The organism is Nocardioides halotolerans DSM 19273 (genome assembly GCF_000422805.1).
GTDB classification, from domain to species: Bacteria; Actinomycetota; Actinomycetes; order Propionibacteriales; family Nocardioidaceae; genus Nocardioides; species Nocardioides halotolerans.
Window position 1 is genome coordinate 352,598 of sequence record NZ_KE383922.1, and the last position, 18,411, is coordinate 371,008.

Consider the following 18,411-nt stretch of genomic DNA (forward strand, 5'->3'; position numbering starts at 1 on the left):
TGGCAAACTCGTGGGGACGAGTAGAGATTGCTCGCGTGCTCTGGGGGCGGTGGAACTCCGCACCGGCGGTGAAAGTCCGCGACCCGGTCACCTCCAGTGACCGGTTGACCAGGTGGAACTCCTGGACCGACGGTCAAAGTCCGGATGAGAAGCGCACGCAGGTCTCGTTCGCGCACTGGTCAGGAGCACATGTGCCCGAGCGAGCCGTCGCCCCGGAGTCGTGAGCCGACCCGAGAGAGCGACGATGAGCTTCAGCCAGGCCGAGCGAACGGCGATGACGCGCGCCCTCGCGCTGGCCGCGAGCCCCGGCGTGCCACTCGGTCCCAACCCACGGGTCGGCTGCGTGCTCCTCGACGCGAACGGCCAGACCGTGGCCGAGGGCTTCCACCGCGGCGCCGGCAGCCCGCACGCCGAGGCCGACGCGCTCGCGAACGCCGGCGACCGGGCGCGCGGCACCACCGCGGTCGTCACCCTCGAGCCCTGCGCGCACACCGGCCGGACCGGTCCCTGCGCGGTCGCGCTCCGCGATGCCGGCGTACGACGCGTGGTGTTCGCCCAGGGCGACCCCAACCCGGTCGCGGCCGGGGGAGGCGCCTTGCTCCGCGGGGCCGGCGTCGAGGTCGAGCAGGGCCTGCTGGTCGACGAGGCCCGCGCCCTCAACCGGGTGTGGACCTTCGCGGTCGAGCACGGCCGGCCGTTCGTGACGTGGAAGTTCGCGACCACCCTCGACGGGCGCAGCGCGGCAGCCGACGGCACCAGCCGGTGGGTCTCGGGCCGGGCCGCCCGGCTCGACACCCACCGACTCCGGGCGCTCTGCGACGTGATGCTGGTCGGCACCAACACCATCGACGTCGACGACCCGCGGCTGACGGTCCGCGACGAGCACGACCAGCCGTTGCCCCGCGACCGGCAGCCACTGCGCGTGGTCATGGGCGTGCGCGACCTGCCGCCCACCAAGAGGGTGTTCGACGAGGAGGCGGAGACCGTTCACCTCCGCACCCGCGATCCCGAGACCGCGCTCGAGACGCTGTTCTCCCGCGACCGCCAGCACGTGTTCCTCGAAGGCGGCCCGACCCTCGCCGCGGCGTTCCTCGAAGCCGGCCTCGTCGACGAGATCGTCGCCTACGTCGCCCCGATGCTGCTCGGCGCCGGGCAGCACGCGGTGGCCGACCTGGGAATCACCACGATCGCCGGAGCGCTGCGTCCGGTGGTCACCGACATCGCCGTGCTCGACGGGCTCGACGGCGAGGAGCCGAACGTCCGCATCACCCTGACGCCCACCCAGACCCCCACCCAGACCCCCACCCAGACCCCCACCCAGACCCCCACCCAGACCCCCACCCAGACCCCCACCCAGACCCCCACCCAGACCCCCACCAGAGGAGATCACTGATGTTCACCGGGATCGTCGAGGAGCTCGGCACCGTCGCCGGGGTCGAGGACCAGGGCGACGCGATCAGGCTCACCATCCACGCCCAGCACGTGCTGTCCGACGCCGGACTGGGCGACTCGATCTCCGTCAACGGCTGCTGCCTCACCGTCGCCGAGCGCGACGGCGAAACGTGGACCGCCGACGTCATGCAGGAGACCCTCGACAAGACCAGCCTCGCCGGGGTCGCACCCGGCGACCGGGTCAACCTCGAGCGCGCCGTCACGCCCACGACCCGGCTCGGCGGACACATCGTCCAGGGCCACGTCGACGGCGTCGGCACGGTCGTCTCGCGCACCCCGAGCGAGCACTGGGAGGTCGTCGAGGTCTCGATGCCGGCAGACCTGGCGCGCTACCTGGTCGACAAGGGGTCCATCACCGTCGACGGCGTGAGCCTCACCGTCGTCGAGGCCCGCGACGACGGGTTCACGGTCAGCCTCATCCCCGAGACCCTCGCCCGCACCACGCTGGGCAGCCGCCAGGTCGGCGACCGGGTCAACCTCGAGGTCGACGTCCTCGCGAAGCACGTCGAGAAGCTCCTCGCGCACAGGAAGGACGCGTCATGACGATTCCCCAGCACGTGGGGGTGCGGATGGACCCCATCGAGCGGGCCGTCGCCGACATCGCCGCCGGCAAGGCGGTCGTGGTCGTCGACGACGAGGGCCGCGAGAACGAGGGCGACCTCATCTTCGCCGCCAGCAAGGCCACGCCCGAGCTGATGGCGTTCACGATCCGGCACTCCAGCGGCGTGATCTGCGTGCCGATGCCGGGCGCGATGCTCGACCGGCTCGAGATCCCCCTCATGACGCCGCACAACAAGGACAAGATGCGCACGGCGTACACGATCTCGGTCGACGCCCGCGACGGCGTCACGACCGGGATCTCGGCTGCCGACCGCGCGCACACCGCCCGCGTGCTCGCCGACTCGGCCACCGAGCCGTGGGAGATCACCCGGCCCGGTCACGTCTTCCCGCTGCGCTACCGCGAGGGCGGGGTGCTCGCCCGTCGCGGCCACACCGAGGCGGCGGTCGACCTGGCCCGCCTGGCCGGGCTCACCCCTGCCGGCGTCCTCGTGGAGCTGGTGAACGACGACGGCACCATGAAGCGCGCGCCCGAGCTGCGCGAGTTCGCCGACGAGCACGGGCTGGCGATGATCTCGATCGAGGACCTGGTGCGCTGGCGGCGCCGCAACGAGGTGCTCGTCGACCGGGTCGCCGAGACCCGGCTGCCGACCAGCCACGGCGACTTCACCGCCTACGGCTACCGGATCTCGGTCGACGACTCCGAGCACGTCGCGCTGGTCTACGGCGACGTGTCGGGCACCGAGCCGGTGCTGACCCGGGTGCACTCCGAGTGCCTGACGGGCGACGTCTTCGGCAGCAGCCGCTGCGACTGCGGTCCCCAGCTCAACGAGGCGATGGACCGCATCGTCGCGGAGGGCCGCGGAGTGGTGATCTACCTGCGCGGCCACGAGGGCCGGGGGATCGGCCTGGTCGCCAAGCTGCAGGCCTACCAGCTCCAGGACGGCGGCCGCGACACCGTCGACGCCAACCTCGACCTCGGACTGCCCGCCGACGCCCGCCACTACGGCGCGGCCACCCAGGTGCTCAAGGACCTCGGCGTCGCCAGCGTCCGGCTGCTGACCAACAACCCCGACAAGGTCACCAGCCTCGAGGAGTACGGCATCACCGTCGCCGAGCGGGTGCCGCTCACCCCGCACCCCAACGACCACAACCTCGCCTACCTGCTCACCAAGCGCGACCGGATGGGTCACGTGCTCCCCGGCCTCGACGTCCTCGAGGACGTCACCCGATGAGCGGCGAGGGCGCCGCCGCGGTCGAGCCGTTCGACGCGAGCGGCCTGCGCGTCGCGGTGGTCGCGGCGAGCTGGCACACGGTGGTGATGGACGGCCTGCTCGCCGGCGCGGCCCGCGCGTGCGCCGACCACCGGGTCGAGGCCACGGTCGTGCGCGTACCGGGCACGTTCGAGCTCCCGGTCGTGGCCTCGGCGCTCGCCCAGCAGGGATACGACGCCGTGGTGGCGCTCGGGGTCGTCATCCGGGGCGGCACGCCGCACTTCGACTACGTCTGCTCGGCGGCCACCGACGGCCTGACGAGGGTCGCCCTCGACCACACGGTCGCGGTCGGCTTCGGCGTGCTCACCTGCGACACCGACGAGCAGGCCCTCGACCGGGCCGGGCTCGAGGGCTCGCACGAGGACAAGGGCTACGAGGCGACCGCGGCGGCGCTGGCCACGGCGCGCACCCTGCGCGAGGTCAGCGGGCGCTGAGCCACTCGTCCCTGAGCAGCGCGTACATCATCCCGTCGAGCCACTGCCCGTCGCGGTGCAGCGAGTCCTGCTTGGTGTGCTGCTCGCGGCGCATGCCGAGCCGCTCCATCAGGCGCCACGACGCGTCGTTGTCGGCGAAGCACTGCGCGATCACGCGGCGCACGCCGAGGTCCTCGAAGCAGATCCGCAGCTCCTCGCGGACCGCCTCGGTGGCGAACCCCTGGCCTGCGTACGCCGGGTCGAAGACGTAGCCGATCTCGACCAGCGTCCTCGCGGCCTGCTCGCGGACCTCGGCCTGCGACCACGGGTCCTGGATGCTGAGGTAGAGGTCGCCGATCACGACGCCGTCCTTCTCGACGATCAGGGTGTCGGTCTGCCGCTCGGCGTAGCCGTCCTCCCAGGCCGCCGGGTCCTGCGGGTGGTTGGTCAGCCAGCGGGCGACCTCGGGCAGGCTCCGGAAGGCGTACGTCGGCGCGGCGTCGCGTTGCTCGGCGGGCCGGATCGAGAGCCGCTCGGTGGTGACGGGCCAGGTGAGGTCGGTGATCGCGCGGGGCACCGGCCCATCCTGTCCCGTCCATGCCCGGACCGGCGAGCGAGTTGCCGGACCACCGCCAACTAGGCTGGCTCGTCGTGAAGACGTTCGAGGAGCTCTGGGCAGAGCTCTCCGAGAAGGCCGAGACCCGTCCCGACGGGTCCGGCACCGTGCGCGAGCTCGACGCCGGCGTCCATGCGATCGGCAAGAAGCTGGTCGAAGAGGCCGCGGAGTCCTGGATGGCCGCCGAGCACGAGGGCAAGGACCGCGCCGCCGAGGAGATCAGCCAGCTGCTCTACCACGCCCAGGTGCTGATGCTGGCCACGGGCCTCACGCTCGACGACGTCTACGCACACCTCTAGCCCGATCGGAACCCTGGCCGTGTCACTCCTCCGCATCGCCGTCCCCAACAAGGGCTCGTTGGCCCAGTCCGCCTCCGACATCCTGCGCGAGGCGGGCTACCGCCAGCGCGACGACGCCAAGCAGCTCACGCTCACCGACGCCGAGAACGGCGTGGAGTTCTTCTACCTGCGGCCGCGCGACATCGCGCTCTACGTCGGCGAGGGCACCCTCGACGTCGGGATCACCGGCCGCGACCTGCTGCGCGACTCCGGCGCGAAGGCAGACGAGGTGCTCTCCCTGGGCTTCGGACGCAGCCGGTTCCGGTTCGCCGGGCCGGTGGGCCGCTACTCCGACCTCGCGGAGCTGGCCGGCGCGCGGATCGCGACGTCGTACGTCGGGGTCGTGAGCGCGTTCCTCGAGGAGCGCGGGATCGCGGCCGAGGTGGTGCGCCTCGACGGGGCCGTCGAGACCTCGATCCAGCTCGGCGTCGCCGACGCGGTCGCCGACGTCGTCGAGACCGGCAGCACGCTGCGCGCGGCGGGGCTGGAGGTCTTCGGCGAGACGATCCTCGACTCCGAGGCGGTGCTGGTCACCCGTGCCGGGCACGGCCCCTCCGGCTTCGAGATCTTCCGCCGCCGGGTCGAGGGCGTCCTCGTGGCCCGCAGCTACGTGATGATGGACTACGACATCGAGGAGGGCAGGGTCGGCGACGCGGTCGCGCTCACGCCCGGCATCGAGGGCCCCACGATCGCTCCGCTGCATCGCGAGGGGTGGGTCGCCGTCCGCGCGATGGTGCCCCGCGACGGCGCGCAGCGGCTCATGGACGAGCTCTACGAGATCGGCGCGCGGGGCATCCTGCTCACGGACATCCATGCCTGCCGACTCTGAGCCGGCGGGGCTCCCGCCGCTCCCGCGCACCTGGCGGCCGCTGGGCCCGCGGGTCGTCGGCATCGCGGTGACGCTGGCGCTGATCGCCGTCGTCGCCGTCGGGTGGATCAACCTGGGGGCCGAGACCCGCGCCAAGTTCACGCTGTTCCAGCGCGGCACGCTGGTGTTCTTCGGGCTGCTCTACCTGGCGCTGATGTTCGCGCTGATCCGCTCGCGCGCGGTGGCGTACGCCGACCGGCTGGTCGTGGTCAACGGCTACCGCCGCCACGAGTACGAGTGGCCCTTCATCGTCGCCGCCCGCCTCCCACCGGGCGCGCCCTGGGTCACGCTCGACCTGGCCGACGGCGAGACCGCGTCGGTCCTGGCCATCCAGGGCTCCGACGGCCAGCGCGCCCGCACCGCCCTCCGCGAGCTCAAGTCCCTCGTCGCCGCCTCCTCCGCCTCCCCCTGACCCGAGCCGAACCGAGCCCCGTCACGCCGAGTCGGCGCTACTGATCATCAGTAACGCCGACTCGGCCGGTTACTCGTCAGCAGCAACGCCGACTCGGCGGTGCTTGGGTCAGGTGAGGTCGCGGATGCCCCAGGAGGCCGAGAAGTCCTGGCCGGGGTCGAGCACGAGGAGGTCCTCGCCGGTGCGGAAGGCGTCGGCCTGGGCGGTCATCGGCTCGACGGCCACGGCGCGGCGGTGCGCGCCGGGGAGGTCGTCGGCCGTGTAGACCATCAGCCACGGGTGGGCGGCGTCCGCCCACAGCGCCACCGCGTGGCCGGTCGCGGGGTCGCGCAGCTCGACGGTGACGCGCCCGGACCCGTCGCGCGCGAGGTCGGTGAAGGCGTGGTCGATCTCGGTCTCGCGGATCGGCCGGGGCACCCGGAAGTCGAACCCGGTGCCCTCGACCGGCTCCGGCCCGACCGGCAGCTTGCGCTCGGGGTCGGAGATCGTGCGGGTCGCGGCGGGCAGCGTCAGCTCCCAGCCGTCGCACGGGCCCGGCCCGACCGAGAGGTACGGGTGCGCGCCGTGGGCGTACGGCGCCGGCTCGGCGGCCAGGTTCGTCGCGGTCTGGGTCACCGTCAGCCCGTCGGCGCTCACGTCGTAGACGACGTGCAGGTCGAGCGTCCACGGGTAGCCGCTCTGCGCCATCAGCCGGTAGCGCAGGGCGACCGACCCGCCGGTGTGCTCCTCCACGCTCCACGCCACCCACCGCACCAGCCCGTGCGAGGCGTTCTGGCGGGTCGGTTCGCTCAGCGGCAGTTGCAGCTCCTGGTCGCCGACGGTGTAGCGGCCGTCGCGGATCCGGTTCGGCCACGGCACCAGCAGCTGCCCCTGCCCGCCGGTGGACATGCCGTCCTCGTCGAAGCCGTGCAGCAGCGCGCGCCCGTCGTGCTCGAGCACCCGCAGGGTTGCCCCGCACTCGGTCACGACCGCGCGATAGCCGCTCCCGGAGATCTCGTACTGCTCGCCGCTCGGTGCCACCACGGAGGTCACCGTACGACGGGCGGCGTGCTCCCGGTGCCGTCGACGACCACGTCGGCGCGCTCGCGGGTCCGCTCGCGGGCGAACAGCGCGCGCTCGTCGGCCATGAACGTGAGCCAGTGCTGCCGCATCGCCTCGCCGTCGCGCGCCAGCCCGCGCCGCAGCCGCAGCTCGTCGTCCACCTCCACCCACACCAGCACGGTGGTGTACGCCGCGAGCGCGGCCGCCCCGCTGCCGACCCCCTCGACGACCAGCCACGGCGCGGGGGCGACCGGCACGGTCCGGTCGTAGCGGTGGTGCTGCCAGTCGAAGTGGTCGTAGCTGCCCGGGCGTCCCGCCGCGAGCGCCTCGGCCAGCCCCACGAGCTGGCGGCCGACGGCGTCGAGCCCGCGCCAGCCCTCCATCAGGTCGTCGCCGTGGACCAGCTGCGCGCCGGTCCGCTCGGCCAGGGCCTTCCCGAGGGTGGTCTTGCCGGACCCGGCCGGGCCGTCGACGCACACCAACCGCCCGGGGCCGAGCGTCGGGGGCCGGGACGCGGCGAGCCTCAGGACGAGGTCGGCAGCCTCAGAAGGCGAGCCCGTGGCCACGGTAGGTCGGGACCTCCTCGGTGAACCGGGAGCCGGCCAGCAGCTGGACCGTGTTGGTGTGCTCGAAGGGCTCGCCCGACTTGGCGTGCCGGAACCACACCAGGTCACCCACCTCCAGCAGCGCCGCCGGGTGCCCGGTGAGCGGGGTCTGCACCTCGCCGGCGCCCTCGAGCCCGGTCAGGTGCAGCCCGGCGGGCGCCCACGGCGTCGGCAGCCGGTCCTTGCCGGCCGGGCCGGACGCGACCAGCCCGCCACCGTGCACCGTCGCGATGTCGGGGGAGGGGCGCCTGGTGACGGGCAGCGCGAAGTACGCAGCCGGGCGGGCCGCGAAGGACTGGTAGTGGTCGAAGAGCGTCGGCGCGAGCAGTCCCGACCCGGCCGCGACCTCGGTCACCACCGCGTCGGCGACGGTCGCCTCGACCGAGCCGGTGCCGCCGGCGTTCCAGAACTCGAGGGTGACGCCCGCGGCGCGCAGCGCCTCGGCCACCTCGCGGCGGCGCACCTCGAGCTGGGTCATCGACAGCGCCTTGATCCGGCGTACGACGGCCGAGCGGGCCCGCTGCGACGGCACCTCGTCCTGCACCCCGGCGACCTGGCCCTCGTAGGTCATCGCGCCGACCAGGCGGAACCCGTGGCGCGACTCGATCTCCTTGGCGAGGAGCACCACGTCGCCGGCGTCGTAGAGCGGCGAGCGCTTGGGCCCGACGTGCTGGCGGCCCATCCGCAGCCCGGCGTCGACGTCGATCGCGACCCGGACCGGCACCGCCTGCGAGGCGCGCACGGAGTCGACGACGTCGAGGTGCGCGACCTGGTCGACCATCAGCGTGATGTGCGCCGCGGCGGACGGCGAGGCGACCAGCCGCGCCAGCGCCCCGCGGTCGACGGTCGGGTAGGCGACCACGATGTCGTCGCAGACGCCGTGCTCCTCGAGCCAGAGCGCCTCGGCCAGCGTGTAGCCGAGCACGCCCTGGAACCCCTCGCGGGCGAGCACCCGGCTGAGCAGCGCGGGCACGCGGACCGACTTCGAGGCGACCCGGATCGGCGTGCCGCCGGCCCGGCGCACGAGGTCGTCGGCGTTGGCGTCGAAGGCGTCGAGGTCGACGACCATCAGCGGCGTCGGGAGCGGCTCGGCGTGGGCGGCCACGGCGTCGTTGAGCCGCGCCCAGAGCCGGTTGCGCTCGAGCGTGCCGGAGTCGGGGTTCACGGGCGTCTCCCGGTCACGTGATGCCGCGCTTGCGCAGCAGGGCCTCGATCTCGGCCAGCTCCGGGTCGACGTCGGACACGACGGGCTCCTTCTTCGTGCCCCGGCCCCTGCCGAGCTCCTTGCGGGCCGGTGCGTCACCCTCGGCGGCCCGCGCGCGCCCCACCCCGCGCTCGGCGAGGAAGCCGGCCGCGGCGAAGCAGGTCACCGACACGACGGCGAGGATGATCCCGAGCCAGCTGGCCGGGCTGAAGGCGAAGCCGGTCACCCAGTCGCCGACGGCGCCGCCGATCTCGGTCGCCATCTCGAGCGTGTCCGTCAGCAGCAGGGCGACCGGGATGAGCGTGAGCCCCACCCCGCGCAGCCCCGCCACGAAGCCGCGGCTCCGGAACGCGAACCAGGTGTAGATGCCGCCCAGCAGGGTGAGCGAGAGGGTCAGCGCTCCCCAGGCGGCGTCGTCCACGCCCTCAGCCTAGAGACTCCGCCGAAGCCGGGCGTTGCCCGCACGCCTACCGTGGGACCGTGGAGAGCACGGGCGGGCAGCGGCTGCTGGCGGGCGCGGGCGCGCCCGGCGACACCGGTGCGGCCGACCCGGCGCTGGCCGCCGCGCTGTCGGCGTACGCCGCCGACCCCGCTCGCGAGCCCGAGGTGCTGGCCGCGCTGGCCGAGGCCCGGCTGCTCGTGCCGGTGGTCGCCGAGCTGGGGGAGGCCGAGACCGGTCCCGACGGGCTCGTGCACGACAAGTCCAGCGACATGGCCACCGTGCTGATGCGCGGCCCCGACGGCCGGCAGGCGCTGCTGGCGTTCACCGGGCTCGACGCGCTGCACCGGTGGGACCCGGAGGCCCGGCCGGTGCCGGTGCCGGCCCGGATGGCGGCCCTCGCGGCCCTGCAGGACGGCGCCGAGGCCCTGCTGATCGACCTCGCCGGCCCGGTGCGCTACCTCGTCCCGGTTTCGTCCCCGGCGGAATAGTCGGTTACCATCGAGCGTTGACCGATCCGTGCTCCCAGGAGCACAGATCACAAGCGGATGACAGCGGCCCCCGGGTCGCCTGGCTCCCACCCGCATCGGCCGCCCAGCTGCACAGGCCGTCGGGTCCGGTCTGGTGGTTCGTCCACGGGTGCCCGCACGGCGGGATCCCGCAAGACGAGCTCGACTGGCCTCCGCTTGCGACGCGGGGGCCTTCTTGGATTTCGGGCGCGAGCCCGAGTGCGAGGAGCCCCCGGCCCAGTCACCGAATCGCAGGAGGACACATCAGCACCGAGCTTCGTATCAACGACCGGATCAGGGTTCCCGAGGTGCGCCTCGTGGGGCCCAACGGCGAGACCGTGGGCATCGTGCCGACGGACCAGGCGCTCAAGCTCGCCCAGGAGGCGGACCTCGACCTCGTCGAGATCGCACCCCAGGGCAAGCCTCCGGTCTGCAAGCTCATGGACTACGGGAAGTTCAAGTACGAGAACGCCCAGAAGGCCCGTGAGGCACGCCGGAACCAGACGAACGTGATCATCAAGGAGATGAAGCTTCGTCCCAAGATCGACGCGCACGACTACGAGACCAAGAAGGGTCACGTCGTGCGGTTCCTCAAGGCCGGCGACAAGGTCAAGATCACGATCATGTTCCGCGGTCGCGAGCAGCACCGCCCCGAGCTGGGGTTCCGGCTGCTGCAGCGGCTGGCAGAAGACGTCACGGAGCTCGGCTTCGTGGAGTCCGCACCGAAGCAGGACGGCCGCAACATGATCATGGTGCTCGGCCCGCACAAGAAGAAGGCCGAGGCCAAGGTCGAGCAGCAGCACGCCAAGGAGGAGCGCATGGCCGAGCGTGCAGCCGAGGCTGCCGAGGAGGCCGCCGAGCGCGCGACCGCCCGTGCCGCCGGCCCCGTGGCCCAGAAGAAGGAGCGCGGCCGCTCCGAGAACCTGGATCCCGAGATCGAGGCGTGAGCGCAGCCGAGCGCGAGGAACGAGCGCTCGGCGTCCGCGCGAACGGGTCGAGCAAGCGCCGCGACTGAGGGACGAAGTCGCGGCAGCGGGTCGAGACACACCGCAGGCGGCGCGGCCGACCTGACCACATGACGTACGAAGGAGAAAGAGATGCCCAAGAACAAGACGCACTCCGGTGCCAGCAAGCGGTTCAAGGTGACCGGCAGCGGCAAGATCATGCGCCTGCAGGCCGGCCGGAAGTCCGGCGCTGCGTTCGCGTCCGCGCCCACCACCGGCAGCCGCAAGAAGCACCGCCGCAACGCCGGGATGGTCGAGCTCGAGGCGGCCGACGTCAAGCGCGCCAAGAAGATGCTGGGTCTCTGAGTTTCTGCCCCGCCTTTCACGACTGACCTGACATCACAAGGAGCTAAGAACCATGGCACGCGTCAAGCGGGCAGTGAACGCCCAGAAGAAGCGCCGCACCACCCTCGAGCGCGCCGCCGGCTACCGCGGCCAGCGCTCGCGCCTCTACCGCAAGGCCAAGGAGCAGGTCACCCACTCCCTGGTCTACAGCTACAACGACCGCCGCAAGAACAAGGGCAACTTCCGTCGCCTCTGGATCCAGCGGATCAACGCGGCCGCCCGTGCGCAGGGGATGACCTACAACCGGTTCATCCAGGGGCTCAACCTCGCCGGTGTCGAGGTCGACCGCAAGATCATGGCCGACCTCGCCGTCAACGACATCGCCGCGTTCAACGCGCTGGTCGAGGTCGCGAAGGCCGCCCTCCCCGAGGACGTCAACGCGCCCCGGGCCGAGGCCACGGCCTGAACCACGCAGCACCCCTCACGGCGAGCAACGCCCGCCTGAAGGACCTCCGGAAGCTCAGCCGCCGCTCGGTACGCACCGAGCGGCGGCTCTTCCTCGCCGACGGCCCGAACGCCGTGGAGGCCGCGCTCGAGGCCGGCTGCGTCGAGGAGGTCTTCGCGCGGCCCGGCGCCGACGACCTCCTGCCCGACCTCGCCGACGGCGTCAGGCTGACCTGGGTCGACGACCGGGCGCTCGGCTCGCTGTCGGAGTCGGTGTCACCCGGCGGCGTCGTCGCGCTGTGCCGCTACGTCGACGTGCCGCTCGCCGAGGCGCTGGCCGGTGCCAGGCTGGTCGCGATCTGCGCCGACGTCCGCGACCCCGGCAACGCCGGCACCGTGATCCGCTGCGCCGACGCCGCCGGAGCCGATGCCGTCGTGCTCGCCGGCAGCTCGGTCGACGCCTACAACGCCAAGACGGTCCGAGCCAGCGCGGGCTCGCTGTTCCACCTGCCCGTCTCCGTGGAGCGGTCCGCCGAGGCCGCCGTACGCGCGGCCAAGGACGCCGGACTCACGGTGCTGGCCGCAGACGGTGCCGGCGAGACGCGGCTCTACGACGCCCCGGCGGGCCCGACCGCCTGGCTGTTCGGCAACGAGGCGTGGGGCCTGCCCGCCGACCTCGCCGACCTCGCCGACCACCGCGTCGCCATCCCCATCCACGGTCGCGCGGAGAGCCTCAACCTCTCCACCGCGGCCGCCCTCTGCCTCTACGAGTCGGCGCGCCGCCGCGGCGCGTGAGCCCACCGGGATCACTCGACGGTCCCGCCGTGCAGGTAGCGCAGCCTCCAGGTGCCCCGGCTCAGCACGAGCTGCGCGTCGCGGACGTGGTGGGGGCCGTCGAAGCTGAGCCGGCCCTCGAAGACGACGACCTGCCGGCAGGGCTCCGCGAACCGGCGCGCGCGCGACACGGTGCGGAACGGGCCGCCCGTCGAGACCTGGACCTTGGCCGGCCAGCGGTTCCTCCCGCCGTGCAGCCGGACCAGCTCGCCCGGCCGGCCGGCCTGCACCACGTCGCAGCGTCCGCCGGTGGTGCCCGGGAACTCCTGCACGCCGTCGGTCCGCACCACGGTGGTGCCGTGGCGGCCGGGCAGCGCGACCCCGCCGGCGGCGACGGTCCACGGCCGACGCCCGACGGACCGGACCGTCCACGCCGTCGCGTCGGGGCTGACCAGCACGACGTGCGAGCGCCCGCACCGGAGGTCCTGCACGTACAGCGCCGGCGGGGTGATCAGGTCCGCGTAGCTGTCGGTGCAGCGCTTGGCCGAGGCGTGGACCTGGGTGGGCAGGCCCCAGGTGTAGGCGCCGAGGTCGAAGACCTGGGCCATCACCCGGTGCCGGTCGGGGCTGCCGATCGCCACGATCGGCGCGCCCGGCACGTTCGTGTAGAGGAAGTGGGTCGTGATCCGGGTGCGTCCGTACCCGTAGCGCACCAGCCCAGGTACGTCGACCGGCGCGGGCCGCGTGACCGACCACGGCGCCCCGACCGTCGCGCGTGACAAGGTGAACTGCTCGGCGCGCTCGTAGCCGCCACCGAGGACCGTGAGAGCGTCGACGTTCTCGAACGAGCCCTCGGTGCACCCGGGGTCGGTGCCGGCGACCTGCGTGTGCGTGGTCGCCCCAGCCAGGTCGCGGGTATGGACGCCGATCACGCACGGGCCACGGCGGCCGGCCGGCTCGGGCCCGATGATCGTGACGGTGCCGGTGTCGTCGACGACCGGTGTCTCGCCGCCGCTGTCGTAGGTGTACGTCGTCCGCGCGAGCCCGCCGAACCCCCCGGTGGCCGACCACTCGACGTACTGCCCGGCGCGGCCGACGAGCCACGCGGCGTAGGTGCCCGACGGGGAGATCGCGGGCGCCTGGTAGGCCTCCCCGGGCAGGCGGGTCCGGCTCCAGGTGCGGCCGTCGCGCGAGACGAGCGCGAGGCTGTGCACCGGCGCCTGGTCGACGTAGTAGGGCTTGTCGCACTCGACGAGCACGGCGAAGCCGCCGGGGGAGTGCCGAGCGTCGATCGCGCCGCAGGTCACCCGACCGCGGGTGTGCACCAGGGTGGACGGCGCGTCCCACTCGCCGGTGGCGACGTCGAGGTGCTGGATCGAGACCGTGTGCTCGTCGGGCATCCCGATCGCGACCGGGCCGAGGACCTGCGCCGGCAGGAAGCGGTACGACGCCGGCCCGGCGGCCCCGGCCGGTGACCCGTCGAGCAGGAGCAGGCCAGGGAGCAGCAGCGCGAGGACAGGGACGAGCACCGCGAGACGTCGCATGCCCCTGTGATGCCCCCATCGCGTCCGATGGTCACCCGCGGCGCGCGATCGTTACGGCCTCGAGACCGCGTGGGGCGCAGCTCCTAGTCTGTGCGCATGCCGACCCGTCCAGCACAGGCCGTCGTGGACGCGCTGCCCGACGGAGTCGTGATCGCCGGCGCGGACGGGCGGGTCACGATGATCTCCGCGGTCGCGAGGCGGCTGCTCGGAGCGCCCGAGGACAGCGTGGGCCGGCCGCTGCACGAGGTGCTGGCCCTGCGCGACCAGGACGACAACGCCTGGGTGGCCCACAACCGGCCCTACGAGGGCCTCGCCACGCGCACCGCCGTCCCGGAGCAGTCGTGGCTGGCGCGCAACGGCGAGGAGGTGCTGGTCGTCGCGCGGATCCGCCGCCCCGCGCTCGACCGGCCCGTGGACGAGGTGGCCATCACCCTGCGGTCGGGCCGCGGCCGCGAACGCCTCGACCGCGAGCGCTCCGACCTCGTGGCGACCGTCGCCCACGAGCTGCGCTCCCCGCTGACCGGCGTCAAGGGGTTCGTCCAGGCCCTGCTCAACCGCTGGGAGCGGCTCAACGACGAGCAGAAGAAGCTCATGCTCACCACGGTCGCCGCCGACTCCGACCGGCTCACCCGCCTGATCGCGGAGCTGCTCGACGTGGCCCGCATCGACACGGGCCGGCTCCAGCTGCACCCGCGACCCAGCGACGCCGGGCTGCTCACCCGCCGCATCGTCGACTCGGTCTCGGCCGGCACCGCGCGGCCGATCAGCCTCGAGGTGTCCGACGAGCTGCCCGAGATCCACGCCGACCCCGACAAGTTCACCCAGGTCGTGACCAACCTGGTCGAGAACGCCGTGCGCCACGGCGAGGGCACGGTCCGGGTCTCCCTGGTGCCCCTCGGGCCGGGCGAGCTGGGCGACCAGCCCGGCGTACGCATCACGGTCGACGACGAGGGCGAGGGCATCCCCGTCGAGATGCGCCGCCGGGTGTTCACGAAGTTCTGGAAGGGCGGCAAGCGCGGCGGCTCCGGCCTCGGCCTCTACCTCGTCAACGGCCTCACCAAGGTGCACGGCGGCACCGTGACCATCGACGACGCCCCCCACGGCGGCGCGCGCATCGAGGTCGCCTGGCCGGCCGCGCTGCCCGACGTCTGACCCCACCCGTCCCGGGGATCTCCCGGGAGAGGCCGGAACTCCTGCACAGAACCTTCACGAGTCCCACCCCCGTCCTGCGCGCTCCCGCACCTACCGTGGCGGTCATGCAGCAGCCCCCGGCCCGGCGCGTGCTCGTCGTCGAGGACGAGCCCGTCATCAACGACGCCGTGTCCGACCGGCTGCGGGCCGAGGGCTTCAGCGTCGACCAGGCCTACGACGGCCCGTCGGGCGTCACCGCGTGCGCCGACGGCGACCCCGACGTGGTCGTGCTCGACGTGATGCTGCCCGGGTTCGACGGGCTCGAGGTCTGCCGACGGATCCAGGCCGCCCGGCCGGTGCCGGTCCTGATGCTGACCGCGCGGGACGACGAGGCCGACGTGCTGGTCGGGCTCGCCGTGGGCGCGGACGACTACCTCACCAAGCCGTTCCGGATGCGCGAGCTGGTCGCGCGGGTCAACGCGCTCCTGCGCCGGGTCGACCGCGCCGCCGAGCTCGCGGCCAGGCCCTCGGCCCGGCTGGCCGTCGGTGACCTGGTCGTCGACACCGGCACCCGGCGGGTCACCGTCTCGGGGGAGGAGGTGCGGCTCACCCCCACGGAGTTCGACCTCCTGACCCGGCTGGCCGCCACGCCCGGCGAGGTGCTGACCCGCGAGCACCTGCTGGCCGAGGTGTGGGACTGGCCGGACGCGACCGGCACCCGCACGGTCGACAGCCACGTGCGCGCGCTGCGCGCGAAGGTCGGGCCCGACCGGGTCCGCACCGTGCACGGGGTCGGCTACGCGCTGGAGGACCCGGAGGCGGGCCGATGAGCTCCCCGCTCCAGCAGGTCGGCTCGATCAAGGTCAAGCTCGGGCTGCTGGTCACGGCCAGCGTGCTGGTCGCGGCGCTGGTCGGGGTGCTGGCGGGCGACGCCGGGGTCCCGGTGCTGCTCGCCGTACCCGTCACCGTCGCCCTCGCGCTCGCCGTCACCCAGCTGCTGGCGGTCGGCATGACCTCGCCGCTGCGCGAGATGACCGAGGCCACCCGGCGGATGGCGCGCGGCGACTACCGGGGCCGGGTGCGGGCCGAGTCGTCCGACGAGGTCGGCGAGCTGGCGCGGGCGTTCAACCAGATGGCCGCCGAGCTCGCGACCGTCGACCGCGAGCAGCGCGCGCTCGTCGCGACCGTCTCCCACGAGCTGCGCACGCCGCTCGCGGCCCTCACGGCCACGCTCGAGAACCTCGCGGACGGCGTGCGCCCGGCCGACGCCACGCACCTCGGGCGGGCCGTCGACCAGGCGCAGCGGATCGGCGCCCTCGTCGGTGACCTCCTCGAGCTGTCCCGCGTCGACGCCGGCGTGGCGCCGCTGCGGCTCGGCCCGGTCGGCGTGGCGGCGCTCGTCGACGAGGTGGTCGCCGACCTCGTGCCGACGGGGCGGGCCGTGCGGTTCGCCGTCGACGTGCCGGCGTCGCTGGAGGTCAGCGCCGACCGCGCCCGGCTGCGCCAGCTCCTCACCAACGTGCTCGACAACGCCGTCCGCCACGGCCCCGAGAGCGGGACCGTGCGGTTGCACGCGGCTCTCCTGGGCGACCGGTGGCGGCTCGACGTCGCCGACGCGGGTTCCGGGGTCCCTCCCGCCGACCGCGAGCGCGCCTTCGAGCGGTTCGGCACCCTGACCTCGCCCGACGGCGACACCGGCGGCACGGGCCTCGGCCTGACCATCGCCCGCTGGGTCGCCACGCTGCACGGCGGCACCGTCCGCTTCGTCGACCCGCCGCCCGGCTCGTCCGGTGCCCTGCTCCGCGTCGACCTGCCCCTCGCACCCGTCCCGACCCCGGAGGTCCCCGTGCCCCGAGCCGCCACTCCCACCCCGCCCGGACCGCCCCCGCCCCCGCAGCCGAGCCACGCCGAGCGCCCGGGCGCGGAGGTGGTGCCCGCGCCGGTGCTCGACCCGGTCTTCGGCCGGTTCTGGCCCGACACGGCCCGCGCGCACCCGGGTGCGGTGCTCTCCGCCGCGGCGGTCGGCCTCCTGGCCGGGCTCGTGCTGCCGAACCGCAGCGCCGGCCTGGCGCTCTTCCTCGTGGCCCTGACGGCCGGTCTCACCGCGGCGTACGCCGCCGCGCACCGCCGCGACCCGTTCACCCTCACCTGCCTCGTCCTGGCGGGCCTCTGCACGCTGCCGATCGTGCTGCTCGACGCCACCTGGATCGGCGTGCTGTGCCTCCTGGCCGGCGCGAGCTCGGTGGTGGCCGGGGTGTGCCGGGTCCGCCGGTTCCACGAGTTCCTGCTCGCCGGCGCCTCGTGGCCGCTCGCGGGGCTGCGCGACCTGCCCTGGCTCGGCCGCACGCTCAGCCGGCTGACCGGGCACGGGAGCGCCCCGAGGGTGGTCGTCACCGCGCTGCTGTCGGGTCTGGCCGTGCTCGTGTTCGGGCTGCTGTTCGTCTCCGCCGACGCTGTGGTGGCCAGCTGGGTCGACGTCGTCCTGCCCGACCTGACCATCGACGCGATCGTGCAGCGGGTGTTCATCGCCGTCGCCGTCGCCGGTGCGACCCTCGCCGCGGCGTACCTCGCGCTGAACCCGCCGAACGTCCAGGTCCTGTCGACCGGGCGGGCGCGCTCGGTGGCGCACCGGTTCGAGTGGCTCGTGCCCGTGCTGCTCGTGGACGTGGTGTTCGCGGTGTTCGTCGCGGCGCAGCTGTCGGTGCTGTTCGGCGGGCACGACTACGTCCGGCGCACCACGGGGCTGACCTACGCCGACTACGTCCACCAGGGCTTCGGCCAGCTCACGGTGGCGACGCTCCTCACCTTCCTGGTCGTCTGGGCGGCGTCGCACTGGGCGGGCGACGCGGCCGCCGACCGGGCGTGGCTGCGCGGGTCGCTCGGCGGGCTCTGCGCGCTCACGCTGGTGGTCGTGGGGTCCGCGCTCTACCGGATGCACCTCTACCAGCAGGCCTACGGCTTCACCCGGCTCCGGCTCTTCGTCGACACCTTCGAGGGCTGGCTCGGCGTGCTCGTCGTCGCCGTCGCGGTGGCCGGTGTCGTGCGGTGGGGCGTGTGGGTGCCACGGTTCGCGCTCGTCACCGGGGTGGCCGGCCTGCTGGGGCTCGCGGTGATCAACCCGGACGCCTGGATCGCCGAGCGCAACCTCGACCGGTACGCCGACACCGGCCGCGTCGACTGGCACTACCTGCGCGCCCTGTCCGCCGACGCCGTCCCGGTCTTCGAGGACCGGTCCGACCTCGAGGTCGCCTGCGGCCTGCCGCGCCACTGGGACCAGCACGACGACTGGCTCGCCTGGAACCTCGGCCGCGCCCGCGCCTCCGCCGCCGTCGACGACGGCCCGGAGACCATGGACGCCGCCCTCAGGACCGCCCTCCCCACCCGTGACGACCCCTCGGCGGACGACTGCCCGACGGCGCCCTGACACCGACGGCGGGATAGTCCCTGACGAAACGGCCCCCGGTTGCGTCGCCCTGGGGCCCTTACGTCAGGGACTACCC

General features: G+C 73.8%; 20 protein-coding genes, 1 pseudogene and 1 riboswitch. Of the genes and pseudogenes, 15 read left to right on the forward strand and 6 right to left on the reverse strand.

Annotation, left to right across the window (positions count from 1 at the left end; translation table 11 throughout):
* The first annotated feature begins 31 nt into the window (after window positions 1-31).
* Window positions 32-161: riboswitch (FMN riboswitch) on the forward strand.
* An 83-nt stretch (window positions 162-244) separates the two neighbouring features.
* From ribD to ribH, 4 genes and pseudogenes are all read left to right on the forward strand, one after another.
* A pseudogene (gene ribD / locus G514_RS26510) lies at window positions 245-1,231 on the forward strand (bifunctional diaminohydroxyphosphoribosylaminopyrimidine deaminase/5-amino-6-(5-phosphoribosylamino)uracil reductase RibD); the annotation flags it as partial.
* 161 nt (window positions 1,232-1,392) lie between these two features.
* Window positions 1,393-1,995: a riboflavin synthase gene (locus G514_RS0112310; RefSeq protein WP_028651984.1), complete on the forward strand. Its 603-nt coding sequence runs from the start codon at window positions 1,393-1,395 to the stop codon at window positions 1,993-1,995.
* Window positions 1,992-3,245: a bifunctional 3,4-dihydroxy-2-butanone-4-phosphate synthase/GTP cyclohydrolase II gene (locus tag G514_RS0112315; protein ID WP_028651985.1), complete on the forward strand. Its 1,254-nt coding sequence runs from the start codon at window positions 1,992-1,994 to the stop codon at window positions 3,243-3,245. Before G514_RS0112310 ends, G514_RS0112315 begins: the two co-directional genes overlap by 4 nt.
* Window positions 3,242-3,718 carry a 6,7-dimethyl-8-ribityllumazine synthase gene (gene ribH / locus G514_RS0112320; protein WP_028651986.1) on the forward strand — a complete coding sequence of 159 codons (477 nt, stop codon included), beginning with the start codon at window positions 3,242-3,244 and terminating at the stop codon, window positions 3,716-3,718. Before G514_RS0112315 ends, ribH begins: the two co-directional genes overlap by 4 nt.
* Here the strand turns inward: ribH and G514_RS0112325 are convergent.
* On the reverse strand, window positions 3,705-4,274 hold the full coding sequence (locus G514_RS0112325; protein WP_028651987.1) for a GNAT family N-acetyltransferase: 570 nt from the start codon (window positions 4,272-4,274) through the stop codon (window positions 3,705-3,707). The genes ribH and G514_RS0112325 overlap by 14 nt on opposite strands.
* Window positions 4,275-4,294: 20 nt before the next feature.
* Between G514_RS0112325 and G514_RS0112330 the strand changes: the two genes are divergently transcribed.
* From G514_RS0112330 to G514_RS0112340, 3 genes are read left to right on the forward strand one after another with little or no spacing between them, the layout of a single operon-like run.
* Window positions 4,295-4,612: a phosphoribosyl-ATP diphosphatase gene (locus tag G514_RS0112330; RefSeq protein ID WP_211222126.1), complete on the forward strand. Its 318-nt coding sequence runs from the start codon at window positions 4,295-4,297 to the stop codon at window positions 4,610-4,612.
* Window positions 4,613-4,631: 19 nt separating this feature from the next.
* Entirely contained in the window at window positions 4,632-5,480 is an 849-nt protein-coding gene (hisG, locus tag G514_RS0112335) for an ATP phosphoribosyltransferase (RefSeq protein ID WP_028651989.1), read from the forward strand.
* Window positions 5,464-5,931, forward strand: a complete 468-nt coding sequence (locus G514_RS0112340) for a PH domain-containing protein (RefSeq protein WP_028651990.1) — start codon at window positions 5,464-5,466, stop codon at window positions 5,929-5,931. Before hisG ends, G514_RS0112340 begins: the two co-directional genes overlap by 17 nt.
* Before the next feature lie 108 nt (window positions 5,932-6,039).
* On the opposite strand, the gene G514_RS0112345 is transcribed toward G514_RS0112340, so the two are convergent.
* From G514_RS0112345 to G514_RS0112360, 4 genes are read right to left on the reverse strand one after another with little or no spacing between them, the layout of a single operon-like run.
* The gene (locus G514_RS0112345; protein ID WP_028651991.1) at window positions 6,040-6,954 is read right to left on the reverse strand and encodes an aldose 1-epimerase family protein; all 915 of its coding nucleotides are present in this window, start codon (window positions 6,952-6,954) and stop codon (window positions 6,040-6,042) included.
* A gap of 5 nt (window positions 6,955-6,959) precedes the next feature.
* Window positions 6,960-7,538 (reverse strand): uridine kinase family protein, encoded by a 579-nt coding sequence (locus G514_RS0112350; RefSeq protein WP_036564634.1) that lies wholly within the window; start codon window positions 7,536-7,538, stop codon window positions 6,960-6,962.
* A complete protein-coding gene (locus tag G514_RS0112355; RefSeq protein WP_245582188.1) occupies window positions 7,516-8,742 on the reverse strand; it encodes an amino acid deaminase/aldolase in 1,227 nt (408 codons plus the stop codon). Before G514_RS0112355 ends, G514_RS0112350 begins: the two co-directional genes overlap by 23 nt.
* A gap of 13 nt (window positions 8,743-8,755) precedes the next feature.
* Window positions 8,756-9,202, reverse strand: coding sequence for a hypothetical protein (locus tag G514_RS0112360; RefSeq protein WP_028651994.1), 447 nt, complete (start codon window positions 9,200-9,202; stop codon window positions 8,756-8,758).
* A gap of 59 nt (window positions 9,203-9,261) precedes the next feature.
* Between G514_RS0112360 and G514_RS26515 the strand changes: the two genes are divergently transcribed.
* The 5 genes from G514_RS26515 (at window position 9,262) to G514_RS0112385 (ending at window position 12,257) form a co-directional block, all read left to right on the forward strand.
* The gene (locus G514_RS26515; RefSeq protein WP_051247404.1) at window positions 9,262-9,711 is read left to right on the forward strand and encodes an SseB family protein; all 450 of its coding nucleotides are present in this window, start codon (window positions 9,262-9,264) and stop codon (window positions 9,709-9,711) included.
* 299 nt (window positions 9,712-10,010) lie between these two features.
* A complete protein-coding gene (gene infC, locus G514_RS0112370; protein ID WP_342662585.1) occupies window positions 10,011-10,676 on the forward strand; it encodes a translation initiation factor IF-3 in 666 nt (221 codons plus the stop codon).
* Between the two features lie 150 nt (window positions 10,677-10,826).
* Window positions 10,827-11,039 carry a large ribosomal subunit protein bL35 gene (locus G514_RS0112375; RefSeq protein WP_028651996.1) on the forward strand — a complete coding sequence of 71 codons (213 nt, stop codon included), beginning with the start codon at window positions 10,827-10,829 and terminating at the stop codon, window positions 11,037-11,039.
* A gap of 52 nt (window positions 11,040-11,091) precedes the next feature.
* Complete coding sequence (gene rplT / locus G514_RS0112380) at window positions 11,092-11,484, forward strand: 50S ribosomal protein L20 (RefSeq protein WP_028651997.1); 393 nt, start codon at window positions 11,092-11,094, stop codon at window positions 11,482-11,484.
* Between the two features lie 35 nt (window positions 11,485-11,519).
* Window positions 11,520-12,257 carry a TrmH family RNA methyltransferase gene (locus G514_RS0112385; RefSeq protein WP_425411446.1) on the forward strand — a complete coding sequence of 246 codons (738 nt, stop codon included), beginning with the start codon at window positions 11,520-11,522 and terminating at the stop codon, window positions 12,255-12,257.
* A gap of 11 nt (window positions 12,258-12,268) precedes the next feature.
* On the opposite strand, the gene G514_RS0112390 is transcribed toward G514_RS0112385, so the two are convergent.
* A complete protein-coding gene (locus G514_RS0112390; protein WP_028651999.1) occupies window positions 12,269-13,780 on the reverse strand; it encodes a hypothetical protein in 1,512 nt (503 codons plus the stop codon).
* Between the two features lie 96 nt (window positions 13,781-13,876).
* Between G514_RS0112390 and G514_RS0112395 the strand changes: the two genes are divergently transcribed.
* From G514_RS0112395 to G514_RS26520, 3 genes are all read left to right on the forward strand, one after another.
* On the forward strand, window positions 13,877-14,932 hold the full coding sequence (locus G514_RS0112395; RefSeq protein ID WP_028652000.1) for a sensor histidine kinase: 1,056 nt from the start codon (window positions 13,877-13,879) through the stop codon (window positions 14,930-14,932).
* Window positions 14,933-15,036: 104 nt separating this feature from the next.
* Complete coding sequence (locus G514_RS0112400) at window positions 15,037-15,741, forward strand: response regulator transcription factor (protein WP_036564822.1); 705 nt, start codon at window positions 15,037-15,039, stop codon at window positions 15,739-15,741.
* Window positions 15,738-18,335 carry a DUF4153 domain-containing protein gene (locus G514_RS26520; RefSeq protein WP_051247405.1) on the forward strand — a complete coding sequence of 866 codons (2,598 nt, stop codon included), beginning with the start codon at window positions 15,738-15,740 and terminating at the stop codon, window positions 18,333-18,335. The genes G514_RS0112400 and G514_RS26520 overlap by 4 nt, the downstream gene beginning before the upstream one ends.
* Window positions 18,336-18,411 lie beyond the last annotated feature (76 nt).

What these genes read in the sequence shown, in the direction of transcription:
- G514_RS0112400 (WP_036564822.1), top strand. Translation starts at nt 15,037, where the DNA reads ATGCAGCAGCCCCCGGCCCGGCGCGTGCTCGTCGTCGAGGACGAGCCC.
- ribH (WP_028651986.1), top strand. Translation starts at nt 3,242, where the DNA reads ATGAGCGGCGAGGGCGCCGCCGCGGTCGAGCCGTTCGACGCGAGCGGC.
- G514_RS0112330 (WP_211222126.1), top strand. Translation starts at nt 4,295, where the DNA reads ATGCCCGGACCGGCGAGCGAGTTGCCGGACCACCGCCAACTAGGCTGG.
- G514_RS0112315 (WP_028651985.1), top strand. Translation starts at nt 1,992, where the DNA reads ATGACGATTCCCCAGCACGTGGGGGTGCGGATGGACCCCATCGAGCGG.
- G514_RS0112310 (WP_028651984.1), top strand. Translation starts at nt 1,393, where the DNA reads ATGTTCACCGGGATCGTCGAGGAGCTCGGCACCGTCGCCGGGGTCGAG.
- G514_RS0112340 (WP_028651990.1), top strand. Translation starts at nt 5,464, where the DNA reads ATGCCTGCCGACTCTGAGCCGGCGGGGCTCCCGCCGCTCCCGCGCACC.
- G514_RS0112395 (WP_028652000.1), top strand. Translation starts at nt 13,877, where the DNA reads ATGCCGACCCGTCCAGCACAGGCCGTCGTGGACGCGCTGCCCGACGGA.
- G514_RS0112390 (WP_028651999.1), bottom strand. Translation starts at nt 13,780, where the DNA reads ATGCGACGTCTCGCGGTGCTCGTCCCTGTCCTCGCGCTGCTGCTCCCT.
- G514_RS26520 (WP_051247405.1), top strand. Translation starts at nt 15,738, where the DNA reads ATGAGCTCCCCGCTCCAGCAGGTCGGCTCGATCAAGGTCAAGCTCGGG.
- G514_RS0112375 (WP_028651996.1), top strand. Translation starts at nt 10,827, where the DNA reads ATGCCCAAGAACAAGACGCACTCCGGTGCCAGCAAGCGGTTCAAGGTG.
- rplT (WP_028651997.1), top strand. Translation starts at nt 11,092, where the DNA reads ATGGCACGCGTCAAGCGGGCAGTGAACGCCCAGAAGAAGCGCCGCACC.